Source organism: Ruegeria sp. HKCCA5839 (genome assembly GCF_013035585.1).
Classification (GTDB): Bacteria; Pseudomonadota; Alphaproteobacteria; order Rhodobacterales; family Rhodobacteraceae; genus Ruegeria.
Map to the genome: position 1 here is coordinate 267371 of NZ_WQIE01000005.1, position 12632 is coordinate 280002.

The window sequence follows — 12632 nt, forward strand, 5'->3', positions numbered from 1 at the left end:
TCGAATCTATCGTAATCGTATCGCGCGACGCAAATAAAAACGCATAACAAGTCCATTTTTGCCCGTGTGAACAAGTTCATTTGCGCATCTGTTCATTCCGCCCTAGTCTTCGATTCGGGATGACATTGGGAGGATCCGTTTGCCTGCCACATTTGGCACCGTGCTTTTACTGCTGGCTCTTCTGCACGTAAAACACATGTTCGCCGACTACTATTTGCAGACGCCCAAGATGCTTTCAGGGCGCGGTGTATATTTCCATATCGGGCGAGCGCAACATGCGGCTGTGCACGTTGTGGGCTCTGTTATTGTTTTTGCCATCATGCGCGCACCGATCGAGTTCATCGTTGTCATCGCGGCGCTTGAATGGGTTGTTCATTTCCATATCGATTTTTTCAAAGCCAGTTATTCGGACAAAAAACAGCTTCAACCCAATCAGGCCGCGTTTTGGCGCGCTGCGGGATTGGATCAATGCATGCACAACCTGACATATATCGCGATGGCCTGGGCCTGGGTGACCTTTGTGGTGCACCCCTAAGGCACAATTGGGCGATTTCGCTTGATGGTGCGCAAGACAACATTTGTCTGGGCGCTGGCAACCGCAGGTAGTCGGAACAGAAAGTCTTCCAGAAAATCATTGTAAGCCGCCAAATCCCTGCACAGCACACGCAGATGATAGTCGGCCTGCCCCGTTGTGGCATAGCATTCCTGCACCTCTGGGCTGATGTCGATCGAGCGCATGAAATCCTTGATCCGTTCCGGGTCATGCCGTGTCAGGTGCACATGCACAATCGCTTCGAAACTCAGGCCCATTGCGGCTGGGTCGACGACGGCACCATAGCGTTCGACGATACCTGCGTCTTCCAACGCCTTCACACGCCTCCACAGCGCCGATGCGGACATTCCGACAGCTTCGGCAAGGTCTGCATTCGACATGCGACTGTCGCGCTGCAAGAGGTCGATGATACGGCGGTCTTTGTCACGTAAATCCAGCATTTGGGTAAAATTACCCTTTCAAGGGATATATTTCGAATAATCTGTCCGCGCATTTTAGAAAATCTTGGTGATTTTGGCAAATCTCTTCGCGCGACAGGCGTTAGACTTACGCACCCAGTTGCAGCCAATGAGTGAATCGCATGAGCTTTCATGGCCCGAACCACCGCAAATACCAATTGCAGGATCGTTATGATCTGACCAAAGGGCGCGTGTTTCTGACCGGCACACAAGCGCTGGCGCGCATCATGATGGATCAGGCTCGACGTGACAGGCAGGCAGGCTTGAATACAGCGGGATTTGTATCTGGCTATCGTGGCTCACCCTTGGGCGGATTGGATCTGGAACTGTGGCGTGCCAAAGACCGGCTGCGCGCAGATCGCATCACCTTTATGCCCGCCGTCAACGAAGACCTGGGCGCCACCGCAGTGCTGGGGGCGCAGCAAGCAACACTGGACCCGCACTGTGAGGTCGAGGGCATATTCTCGATGTGGTACGGGAAAGGCCCGGGCGTAGATCGGTCTGGAGACGCTCTCAAACATGGCAACGCTTACGGCTCGGCCCTGAAAGGCGGCGTGCTCGTGGTTGCGGGTGACGATCATGGCTGTGTCAGCTCGTCGATGCCGCATCAGTCGGATGTGGCGTTCATGTCCTGGTTCATGCCAACGCTCAACCCGGCCTCGGTCGATGAATACCTCGCCTTCGGCGAATACGGGTTTGCGCTGTCCCGTTTCTCGGGCACCTGGGTCGGGTTCAAGGCGATCTCGGAAACCGTCGAAAGCGCACGCTCGGTCGAGCTGCAGCCGGATCGTCGTTTTACCCTGCCACAGATTGAATTGCCCCCTAACGGTCTGCATGTCCGCAGTGCCGATCTGCCTTCGGTCGAGATTGAGACACGCATTCAGCACAAGCTGCGCGCGGTGCGCGCCTTTGCCGAAGCCAACCCGATCGACCGTCGGATCTATAACATCGAACAGGCCAAGTTCGGCTTTGTCACCACAGGCAAGGGCCATCTGGACCTGATGGAGGCGCTGCGTCTGCTGGGGTTGGATGAGGCTGCCTGTCGTCGTCTGGGCATCGATATCTACAAGGTCGGCATGGTCTGGCCCCTGGCCCGGCGCAATGCGCTGCGCTTTGTGAAGGGCAAGGCCGAGGTGTTGGTTGTCGAAGAAAAACGCGGGATCATTGAAAGTCAGTTCAAGGAATATTTCTACGACTGGCCCGGCGACAAGCCGCACAAGATGGTCGGCAAATATGACAGCCATGGTGAGCCACTCATCCCCTGGACAGGTGAACTGAGCCCTCTGATGCTGGCCCCCATAGTGGCGGCGCGGTTGAACGCGTTTTTCCCCGAGGAAAACCTGCCCGCCAAGGCCAGGGCCCTGACGGACGCACCACCGCGGCTGATTTCCGTTCCGGGTGCAACGCGGACGCCCTATTTCTGCTCGGGTTGCCCGCATAACAGCTCGACCAAAGTGCCCGAAGGCTCGACAGCCGCCAGTGGAATTGGCTGCCATGTCATGGCGTCCTGGATGGATCGTCAAACCGTGGGGTATGCACAGATGGGTGGCGAAGGGGTACCGCATGTGGTCGCCTCGCAATTCAACGGTGGCAAGCATATTTTCCAGAATCTGGGCGAAGGCACATGGTACCATTCCGGGTCACTTGCGATCCGGCAAGCTGTCGCTGCGGGGACAAATATCACCTACAAGATCCTCTACAACGATGCGGTCGCCATGACCGGTGGGCAGCCGGTCGATGGCCCGGTCAGCGTCGCCGGGATTGCGCAAACCTGCCGGGCAGAAGGGGTCGAACGCATCGCGTTGGTGTCTGACGACATCTCTAAATTCCAGAGCGCGGACTTTCCGGCACGAACCAGCTTTCACGACCGCGCGGATCTGGACAGTCTGCAACGCGAGCTTCGGGACATCCCCGGAGTGACTGTCCTGATCTATGAACAGACCTGCGCCACGGAAAAGCGTCGTCGTCGCAAGCGCGGCACGATGGAGGACCCGGATCGTTTTGTCTGGATCAACGATCTGGTCTGCGAAGGCTGCGGCGATTGTTCGGTTGCGTCGAACTGCCTGAGCGTCGAGCCCAAGGACACTCCGCTGGGCCGCAAGCGCAAGATCAATCTGAGCTCTTGCAACAAAGATTTTTCCTGTCTGAACGGCTTCTGTCCCAGCTTTGTCACCGTAAAAGGTGCAACCCGAAAAAAGCGGGGTATTGATCTTGACGTGGAACAGCTTGAGGCTGACCTGCCGCACCCTGATCTGGCTACTCTTGAGACGCCATTTGACCTGCTGGTCACAGGTGTTGGCGGTACGGGCGTTGTCACCGTTGGCGCGCTGATCACCATGGCCGCGCATCTGGAAGGCAAAGGCGCATCCGTTCTGGATTTCACCGGTTTCGCGCAAAAATTCGGCACGGTTCTCAGCTATATCCGGCTGGGCGCATCGCCCGAGGCGCTGAATCAAGTGCGCATAGACCAAAGCGCCGCTGACGCGGTGATCGGGTGCGATATCGTGGTCAGCTCGGCCCCGAAAGCATCCGCTCATTATCGCGTAGGGACACAAGTTGTTCTGAACCGCGCCGAAATGCCAACCGGGGATCTGGTTTTGCGACGCGACGCGCAATTGCATTGCGATGACTGCGAACAGGCGATCCGTTCCGTTGTGGGCACAGAAAACCTTTGGGGCTATGATGCCAACGCGGTGGCCGAACAGGTGCTTGGGGATACGGTATTTGCCAATGTCATCCTGTTGGGTACGGCCTGGCAAAAAGGGTTGGTTCCAGTCTCGGACGTGGCCCTGGCACAAGCGATTGAGCTGAATGGTGTTGCCATCGAAAAGAACCGTCTGGCCTTTGCGATCGGTCGCGCGATGGCCGCAGCGCCAGACCGGGTGACGCAATTCACCGCGCCGGTGCCTTCAGAAGAAACGTTGCAACAGATGATTGATCGCCGCGCGGCGTTTCTGACCGACTACCAGAACGCGGATTATGCGCAGGTTTATACGGGTCGGCTGGAGCAAATACGGCGCGCGCTCTCGAATGCAAGCGATGCTCTGCTAAGATCTGTCGCCCGAAATCTGTTTCGTTTCATGGCCTACAAGGACGAATTTGAAGTGGCCCGTCTTATGACGCACGCAGATTTCGCGCGTGAATTGGAAGATCAATTCGAAGGGAACCCAACCATATCCTACCATATGGCACCGCCTGTTTTCAGCTGGAGCAACGACGACAAAGGCCGCCCGCGCAAACAGTCGTTTGGACCCTGGATGCAACCCGTTTTAGGCGTGCTATCGCGCATGAAAAACCTGCGTGGAAGCAAATTGAACCCGTTCGGCTATCACAGCGAGGCCCGGCTGCACCATAGCATCCTCGATTGGTACCGCGTTCTGCTGGACCAATTGGTCCAGGACTACAGCGATGCAAATGCGGAAACATGGTTCAAGGCACTCTCTTGCGCGGACGAGATCCGAGGCTATGGCCCGGTACGCGCGGATGCGTTTGACGCCGCCAAGTTGTCGGTTGCAAAGATCCGAACCCCGGATCAGGCCACGCGGGCCATGCCCGAGCGGTCGTAAGCGTCCAGCCACAACCTGTCGATGGCATCTATCCGGGCGGGGTCAAATTTGTGTTCAACCTCCCAATACCGACCTGATGGTTCGAAATACCCGCACTCGGCCTCACGCGCCAACGGTAGATGCATCGCATTCGTGCAGGGCATGGCGGCGCTGGAAAGATCTTCCACTGGAACGCTGGGCAAAACCAATCGGCTTTCCCCGGCAGACAGCCGCACAACGCGACAGTTCTGCTCGGCCCCAAACAGCGCCAGCCGGGCTGACTTGGCCTCGAGCGAACGCAGGGTGACATCGCGGCGCAAAGGGTCTGCCTTGCCTTTTCCGTAGAAATGCGTTTGGCCTTTATTGGCGTAGACCATATCGCAACCGAAAAAGGCGATGACTGCGGGTCGCAAGGCGGCCAGCGCCCAATAACCTGCCGTAAAGGCCATGGTGCCACCCGCATAGACAAAGCCGCCAAATTGGTTTTGTAACGGCACGTAATCCTCAGCGGTGATGATACGCTGGCCGGGTCGCAAATCTGTCGGACGGTTCTCAACCGGAAAATCCTCAGGATGGATCAGATAGTCCCAATCCGACCGAATACGCCAAGCGTTGTTGATCGCAACGATATGGCTAAAGCCCTGCCGAGACCAGTCGCGCGCCGCAATCGCGGATGGGGCACTGCCAAGGATCAGAACGTTTGGTCGATTATCAGCCATGGCGCACCCCTCAGGTTCTCAGACCCCAAGTTAGGCCGAAACACCGTTGCGTCTAGCCCAGAACGGAAAAACTGCTGTCTGTATTGATCGGTCGCTTGCGGGAATAGAAGCCCACATCGATGCTGCGCCCGATATAGGGCAGCTTGAAATGCAAGGGCTGTGTGTCATGATCGGCCCCGCCTTCGACATAGTCTATCAAGGCGGCCATCATCTTTCCGGCAATGGGCGCGTTCTTGTATTGGTTCCCGCTGGTGCCACAGGCCATGTAGAACCCCGGTAGGTTGGATTTGTCGTAGATCGGAATCCAATCGGTCGACGCGTCGTACAAATCCACCACCCCGCGCGTTTTTGACGGAATGCCAAGGCTGGGCACCCGTTGCGCATAACGCATGGCTTGCGTGGTCCATTGATCGGTGAAGTCGTGATCGTACGAGGTGTCATCGGCGCACCATTGATGCGGATCGCAATCCGGGTCTTCTGACCCGATCAGAATATGGTTGCCATGTTCGGGCCTGCAATAGAGCGCAATGTCACTGTCCGACACGATTGTGCCCTGCGTCTCGAAATCAAAGCCCTCGGGTGCGGGAACATGCACCACCTCTTGCCGTAAGGGCCGGGTTTCGATCGTCATATCCTCCAGCACACCGGCCATCCCGTTGATATTGGCCGAGCCCGGGCCCGCAACGTTCACCACCACACTGGCATGAATTTCTTCGCCCGAAGCCAGTTTGACCCCCGTGACACGGCCACCACTTTGCAGGATCTCGACCACCTCGGCACCGGTTCTCACCTCGGCCCCGCGCTGCTTGGCCGCTGCCATCAGGTTTTGCGCCGACAAGGCCGGATCCGTGACATATCCCGCCTTGGGCCAGAACACAGCGCCCTGCAGCTGCGCACCGTTGGGCTGCCCGAACCCCGGATCATCCATCCGGCGCGCCGGGGCGAAACTGTCCAGATTGTAGATCGGCAAACGATCCATGATCTGCTGGGGTGTCCATTCCTCGAACGGGCAATCCAGTTCGGCGCTATAGGTCATGTGCTTGTCCAAATGACCATTCGCCTCGGTCTTCATCACCAGACACCCGGTCTCTTTGAACTGGGCCAGATCTGCGCCGTCGGGCAAGCCAAGATACCCGGCCCAATCGCGCCAATAGTGATAGCCCTCCCAGGCGAAGGCCGTGCCATCGAGCGTTGAATAATGCATCCGAATGATCGCGCAGGACCCGGCGGTCGATCCATGCCCCACCTGAGCGTTGCGATCCAGCGACAGGGTCTTCCATCCGGCCTTTGACATCTCGAACGCGATGGCCGCGCCGATCACGCCGGTGCCGATAATGATTGCGTCAGGCTGGCTCATGACCCTGCTCCTTCCCAATAGTGTTTTGCATAGGCGCTGAATTCCTCGATCTCTTCCTCGCGGGGCTCAACACCGGTGAAGACAAAAAGATAATGCGGCACCATCGACAGACGTGCGGCCAGCGGCTCGTTCAGCTGTGCCAAATCGTATCCGATCTGCATGTAGTAGAGCACGCGCGCGCGGGTCTCGGCCTCGGTCTCGTCATAGCCATAGCGGGCAAACATCGCACGTAGGGCCGCAAGGCGACGCGCGTCGGATTGATCCAGCATACGCCGCACCTTGCCCGATTTGCGCGCCCAGTCGCGCACGGCAAAATCCAATGCGGTATCAAAAAGCTCGGCGTTCACCACACAGCGGTGCACATTGCACACCGCCGCCGTGATCGTTGGGGCCGCAAGCTCGGCCTGCGCAATCAGCCCAGCGGTATTGAGCGCCTGCCATTTGGCCAAAAGCGCATCAAAAAGCTCCTGCTTGGATTTGAAATACCAATAGAAAGACGAGCGCGAGACCGCCATCCGCTCGGCCAGATTCATTACCTTGATCTGATCAACCCCGTCCGAGATCAGCACATCCATGGCCACATTCAGCCAATCGTCGCGCGTGACCTTGATGTTGCCGATCAGGGGTTCCGCCATTGGGTCGTCACGGTGGAGGATGGGTTTGGTGTTCATTTAACTCTCCGGCGGTGCGCCGCCCTGTTCTTTGCGACGCGCGATAAAGTCTTTCAGCGCGCCAATACGGTCCAGATCGGATGGCGGGGCTTTGAAATTGGTCAGGATATCCTTCCAGACACCGGTGGCACGTGCATTGGCATCGACTGCACCCCGCTCGGCCCAGGTTCCGAAATTGGCATAGTCATGCAGATGCGGCTCGTAGAATGCAGTGTTATACCGCTCCATCGTCTGGCTGGTGGCAAAGAAATGCCCGCTGGGGTCAACTTCCTTCAGCGCGGTGTCAAATCCGATCTCGGCAGGTCCGGCCTGCGCACCGGCACACAGCTCGGCCACCATGTTCAGCACCTCGGCGTCACAAATCATCTTTTCGAAAGACACGGTCAGCCCGCCCTCAAGCCAGCCTGCCGAGTGAATGATCACCGTCGCCCCGGCCATGAGGCACCCCCAAAGGCCAAACTGGTTTTCGTTGGCCGCCTGAACATCATTGGTATTCGCCGCCGAGCCCGCCGCCGAGCGCCAGGGCAGTCCGACATGACGCGCCAGCTGGCCCGCAGCCAGTGAGGCCTGAAAGTGTGAGGGCGTCCCAAACGCAGGCGCGCCCGATTTCATGTCCACATTGCTGGTGAAGGTTCCATAGCAGACCGGCGCCCCGGGCTTGGTCAACTGAGTCAGAGTCAATGCGGCCAGTGCCTCGGCATGGGACAGTGTAATCGCCCCGGCCACGGTGATCGGCGCCATCGCCCCCATCAGCGTAAAGGGCGTAATGATCGACATTTGCCCATGGCGCGCGAAATCGATCAAACCTTGGGCCATGGGGATATCCAAGGTTCGCGGGCTGTTGGTGTTGATGATCGTATAGCAGTGGGGCGCTGCTTTGAATTCGTCGTCATCCAGTCCGCGTGCAATGGACAATATCTCGAAACAGTCCATCACCTGCGGCGTTCCGCGCGAGAAGAAGAAGGGGAACTTGTCCGTCAGTTCCATCTGCGCCTGCGTGGTGAAATAGTGCCGGACATTTGTTGGCACATCCTGCGGCTCGACCTGGGGTGAGATCATCTGGAAGACATCAAAGTGATGTGTAAGCTTTAGAAACTCCAGATAATCCTGCCCTGTTGCAGGTCGTCGGCCGCGTTCCAGATCGGTGGCGTTGGGCGCCCCTGCGCCGGGCTGAAAGACCAATGACCCCAGCTCAAGCGTGAAATCCCGCCGCCGTGCGCCTGCACGACAGTCGATGGATTTCGGAGCCGAAGCCACCGCAGCCTCGACCATATCGCGCCCGATAAAGACCATTTCGCTGTCTTCATCCACACCGGCCCCGCCTTTGGCATAGATCTTGCGGGCCTCGGGCAGCAAAACCTTGATGCCGAGCTCCTGCAATAGACGCAGCGCTGTTTCGTGCATGTCGGCGATCTGGTCGGCCGGAAACACCTCCATCAGCGGGAAGGGGTTGCGCAATTGGCGGTAATTGACATCGCGGCTGGGCGCGGGCGCACTGTCTGCTCCTCTGCCCCGACGCCGACGCCCGCGCCCCCCGGTCTGAGCCTCAGCCATCAGCCCCTCATCGCCTTGCCTTGTGGATCATAGGGCGATGGGGCAATAACCCGTGCCGGGCGTTCAACACCCACCACATGCACCGACAAATCGGTCCCGGGCTCGGCCATGTCGCGGTTGACCAACGCCATGGCAAGCGATTTACCAGTATAGTGGCCATAGCCCCCGGAGGTGACGAAGCCCACGCGCTCCTCCCCGGCCCAGATGGGCTCATAGCCGCTCGCGTCTGCGTCCAGAGCATCCACCTCAAGCGTCACTTGCACCTGCGCCGGACCGTTGCCATCCCGTTCGGCAAGAGCAGCGTCCTTACCGACAAAGTCTTTGTTCCAGTCGATCCAGCGATCCATGCCGGTCATACCGGGCGTGTAAAGCTGCGTGAACTCAGCCGACCAGATGCCAAAGCTTTTCTCTAGCCGGGTCGACAGCATCGCATTGAACCCGCACTCCCGGATGCCCTCGGCCGCACCGGCCTCCAGCAACATACGGCGCAGGGTAATATGGTCGCCATAACGACAATTGATCTCATAACCTTTCTCACCGGTCACCGACATGCGCGCTACACGCGCTCGGACCAGTCCGATATCGAATTCGCCGCAACCCATGAATTTCAGGGCTGAAATGTCCTGTTCCGCCAGCTTTTCGACCACAGCCTGCGATTTCGGGCCAACCACAGCAAAGCCGCAATATTCCTCCCCCAGATCGCGGACAGCGACGCCTTCGATCATATGGTCATCGAACCAGCGCATATGCCAGGCGCGCAGGTAATAGCTCCCCATGATCCACCACGTGCCGTCACCCCAGTTCAGAACAGTCAGATCACCCTTGAGCCGCCCGTTCTCGCCCAGCATCGGGGCCAGCTTGGCACGGCCCGGCGCGGGCAGCTTTGAGGCCATCACCTTGTCCAGCCAGGCCTCGGCATTCGGACCGCTGACCTCGAACCGGGAAAAGCCGGTGATATCCAGCAGGCCCGCGCCTTCACGGATCACCTTGCATTCCTCGGCCACGATGTCATGGGCATTCGAGCGTTTGAGCGTGGGTGTTTCCTCAAACCCTTTCGGCGCGAAATAGAGCGGTACTTCCAGATCCCAGCTCGCGCCCCATTTGCACCCTGCTTCGGTCATTGCGTCATGGGCCGGAGCCATTTTCAGCGGGCGACCCGCCGGCAGCTGTTCGTTCGGATAGGTCATCACGAAGCGGCGCGAATAGAACTGGCCGGTGGTTTCGCGGATGTAACGTTTGTTCTGAGCGAAATCGCCGTAACGCGCCACGTCCATCGGCCAGGCGTCAGCCTCGGGCTCGCCGTGGATCATCCATTCGGCCAGTGTTTTGCCAACGCCACCGCCTTGCAGGAATCCGGCCATCACGGCACAGGCCGACCAATAGCCGCGCTTGCCCGGAACCGGCCCGACCAACGGATTGCCATCAGGCGAGAAGGTGAACGCCCCGTTCACCCATGTCTTGATGCCCACGTTCTGAATCGACGGATAACGCTCGAACCCAAGCGTCAGTTCATTCTCGATGCGATCCAGCTGCTCTTGAAACAGCTCTTCGCCATAATTCCACGGTGCGCCGTCCATCGCCCAGTGTTCGTGATCGACCTCATAGATGCCAACCAAAACGCCCTTTTGGTCCTGCCGCATATAGGTGAAACCTTCGAGGTCCACGGTCATCGGCATCTCAAAATCCGCAGCTGCAACCTCGGGCACAGTGTCAGTGATCAGATAATGGTGCTTGAGCGGCGAGACCGGCAGTTCAACGCCCGCCATTCGGCCCACTTGCTTGGCCCAGAGGCCCGCCGCGTTGACCACATGCTCGCAGATGATTGTGCCCTTGTCGGTCACCACTTGCCAGCCCTCTGCTGTCTGCGTCAGGCTTTCGACCTTGGTCTCTTCGTAATATTCTGCGCCGCGCTTTTTGGCAGCGGTGGCATAGGCCTGAACCGTTCCGGTCGTGTCGATATAGCCTTCGCGATCCGCCCACATCGCGCCTAACACGCCGTCGGTCGACATAATCGGGCAACGTTTCTGCGCCTCTTCCGGGGTCAGTAACTCGCAATCATCAATGCCGATGGATTGGAAGATACGGTAGTTGGCCTGCAACCATTCCCACCGTTCGGGCGTGCCGGCCAGTGTCAGACCACCGGTCATGTGCAGGCCGATGTTCTGACCCGATTCCTTTTCGATCTCGCTCAGCAGGTCGATTGTATAGGCCTGAAGCGATGCCATGTTGGGGTCCGCGTTCAGCGCGTGGATGCCGCCCGCCGCGTGCCAGGACGATCCCGAGGCCAGACGCCGACGCTCCAGCATAACCACATCCGACCAGCCGAACTTGGCCAGGTGATACAGAACCGAGGCGCCCACAACGCCGCCACCGATGACAACAACGCGATACTGCGATTTCATTCCGACCTCCGCTGAATGACCTGCGGGGGACGCTAAAAGCACTGATCACTTCTGTCTAGACATTTCTGTACAGTTGACCACTCAAGACCAACTCAAGTGAATTTAGCCTAGAGCTGGGCGCTTGGACGTGCCTTGATCTTGTCGAGCCACGTCAACGTTGCCCCATGCCGCGCCTCCGGGCGCATCTTGATGACCCGCGCAAAGTCGACAAAGACAAATGTCGTGATATCGGCCAGCGTAAAGCGATCACCGGCCAGATACGGGCACTCCTGCAAACGCGTTTCCAGCAGATCAAAAAAAGCCGCAACACGTGCGCGCCCGCGCTCGGCGATTTCGGGAACCTGCGCATAGTCGATGGGCCCGGGAATGGCACGGTTCTCGAAGGCCGGATGCGTGTTGCGCAAAACATCTGCGATCGGTGCGCCGCCCTGCTGCTCGGCGATCGCGTTCCACATCAATACCAAACCCTGCTCATCCGCGCTGTGCCCCATCAAGGGCGGCTTGGGGAAGCGAGCTTCAAGATAAGCTGCGATGCCAAGGTTTTCGGTGAGGACCGTCCCTTCATCCGTGACAAGTACCGGCAGAGTTGCGCGCGGGTTCACAGCGCGGAAATCCTCTTGCAGCTGCTCCCCCTTCGCGATCGAGACCTCATGGGTTTCGATTTGCAGCCCTTTCTCGGCGATAAACATGCGTGCCCGACGCGGATTGGGGGCGGTGGAACAGTCATAAAACAGCATCTGCGCGATCTCTTGTCCTTTGAATCGCTCAAAGGTTAGACCGCGTCAGCGTGCTACGGCGAGCCCTTTTGACGATCAACGCTGATAGACAAAGCAACGTCCTTCGACCGCACCTTGCGGCAGAGGCAGCTCGGTCAGGCCATCGAAATACATCCGGTCGCTGGACACCATCATCCCACCAGGCGCAAGCAACGGCTCGATCAGGGGTGAGACAAACCGCGCGAACTTGTCGTTCTTTTCCCGGTTGTGCCCACCCAGATCCGCATGGATCAAACTTGCCGACGCACCGAAACGCGCAACAGACGCTGGCAGCGTGTCGCGCACGTCACCAAGGATCACCAGATCCTCGGGTGGTGTCGAATCAGGATGTGAAGCTACAGCACGCTCGAACACATAGATCGGCCGTCCTTGAATGTGGCGAACCATGTGATGATAGGTGCGCCCGTTCCCCAATCCCAGCTCAAAGACCGGGCCCGTCATGTTCGCAGTCTGAGCAATCGCAAAATCAAGACACGCGCGTTGCGACACCATACGGTCGATAAAAAGATCAAGGCGGCTTTGATGATCGGACACGAATAACCCTCTTGCTTGAGTAACCGACACCAATTTGGTGTCAGACTGCGCCTAGATGGCAAA

Annotated in this window: 10 protein-coding genes; 2 read left to right on the forward strand and 8 right to left on the reverse strand. The window is 58.4% G+C overall.

Annotated features, from left to right (window positions below):
- Window positions 1-139: 139 nt before the first annotated feature.
- Window positions 140-535, forward strand: a complete 396-nt coding sequence (locus tag GOV38_RS15295) for a DUF3307 domain-containing protein (RefSeq protein WP_171131648.1) — start codon at window positions 140-142, stop codon at window positions 533-535.
- On the opposite strand, the gene GOV38_RS15300 is transcribed toward GOV38_RS15295, so the two are convergent.
- Window positions 532-993, reverse strand: coding sequence for an Lrp/AsnC family transcriptional regulator (locus tag GOV38_RS15300; protein WP_171209428.1), 462 nt, complete (start codon window positions 991-993; stop codon window positions 532-534). The two genes, GOV38_RS15295 and GOV38_RS15300, sit on opposite strands and share 4 nt — an antisense overlap.
- Before the next feature lie 140 nt (window positions 994-1133).
- Between GOV38_RS15300 and GOV38_RS15305 the strand changes: the two genes are divergently transcribed.
- The gene (locus GOV38_RS15305; RefSeq protein ID WP_171209427.1) at window positions 1134-4577 is read left to right on the forward strand and encodes an indolepyruvate ferredoxin oxidoreductase family protein; all 3444 of its coding nucleotides are present in this window, start codon (window positions 1134-1136) and stop codon (window positions 4575-4577) included.
- Here the strand turns inward: GOV38_RS15305 and GOV38_RS15310 are convergent.
- From GOV38_RS15310 to GOV38_RS15340, 7 genes are all read right to left on the reverse strand, one after another.
- Window positions 4544-5275, reverse strand: a complete 732-nt coding sequence (locus GOV38_RS15310; RefSeq protein ID WP_171209426.1) for a hypothetical protein — start codon at window positions 5273-5275, stop codon at window positions 4544-4546. The two genes, GOV38_RS15305 and GOV38_RS15310, sit on opposite strands and share 34 nt — an antisense overlap.
- Window positions 5276-5327: 52 nt before the next feature.
- Entirely contained in the window at window positions 5328-6632 is a 1305-nt protein-coding gene (locus GOV38_RS15315) for an FAD-binding oxidoreductase (RefSeq protein WP_171209425.1), read from the reverse strand.
- Entirely contained in the window at window positions 6629-7303 is a 675-nt protein-coding gene (locus tag GOV38_RS15320; protein ID WP_171209424.1) for a TetR/AcrR family transcriptional regulator, read from the reverse strand. Before GOV38_RS15320 ends, GOV38_RS15315 begins: the two co-directional genes overlap by 4 nt.
- Window positions 7304-8857 carry a trimethylamine methyltransferase family protein gene (locus GOV38_RS15325; RefSeq protein WP_171209423.1) on the reverse strand — a complete coding sequence of 518 codons (1554 nt, stop codon included), beginning with the start codon at window positions 8855-8857 and terminating at the stop codon, window positions 7304-7306.
- On the reverse strand, window positions 8857-11259 hold the full coding sequence (locus GOV38_RS15330) for an FAD-dependent oxidoreductase (RefSeq protein WP_171209422.1): 2403 nt from the start codon (window positions 11257-11259) through the stop codon (window positions 8857-8859). Before GOV38_RS15330 ends, GOV38_RS15325 begins: the two co-directional genes overlap by 1 nt.
- 107 nt (window positions 11260-11366) lie before the next feature.
- The gene (locus GOV38_RS15335) at window positions 11367-11996 is read right to left on the reverse strand and encodes a glutathione S-transferase family protein (protein WP_171209421.1); all 630 of its coding nucleotides are present in this window, start codon (window positions 11994-11996) and stop codon (window positions 11367-11369) included.
- A gap of 75 nt (window positions 11997-12071) precedes the next feature.
- Window positions 12072-12569 (reverse strand): class I SAM-dependent methyltransferase, encoded by a 498-nt coding sequence (locus GOV38_RS15340; RefSeq protein WP_171131662.1) that lies wholly within the window; start codon window positions 12567-12569, stop codon window positions 12072-12074.
- Window positions 12570-12632: the final 63 nt, after the last annotated feature.

Bases quoted from the DNA above. Each gene is read 5' to 3' on its own strand.
- GOV38_RS15300 (WP_171209428.1), bottom strand. From the start codon at position 993: ATGCTGGATTTACGTGACAAAGACCGCCGTATCATCGACCTCTTGCAG.
- GOV38_RS15305 (WP_171209427.1), top strand. From the start codon at position 1,134: ATGAGCTTTCATGGCCCGAACCACCGCAAATACCAATTGCAGGATCGT.
- GOV38_RS15310 (WP_171209426.1), bottom strand. From the start codon at position 5,275: ATGGCTGATAATCGACCAAACGTTCTGATCCTTGGCAGTGCCCCATCC.
- GOV38_RS15315 (WP_171209425.1), bottom strand. From the start codon at position 6,632: ATGAGCCAGCCTGACGCAATCATTATCGGCACCGGCGTGATCGGCGCG.
- GOV38_RS15320 (WP_171209424.1), bottom strand. From the start codon at position 7,303: ATGAACACCAAACCCATCCTCCACCGTGACGACCCAATGGCGGAACCC.
- GOV38_RS15325 (WP_171209423.1), bottom strand. From the start codon at position 8,857: ATGGCTGAGGCTCAGACCGGGGGGCGCGGGCGTCGGCGTCGGGGCAGA.
- GOV38_RS15330 (WP_171209422.1), bottom strand. From the start codon at position 11,259: ATGAAATCGCAGTATCGCGTTGTTGTCATCGGTGGCGGCGTTGTGGGC.
- GOV38_RS15335 (WP_171209421.1), bottom strand. From the start codon at position 11,996: ATGCTGTTTTATGACTGTTCCACCGCCCCCAATCCGCGTCGGGCACGC.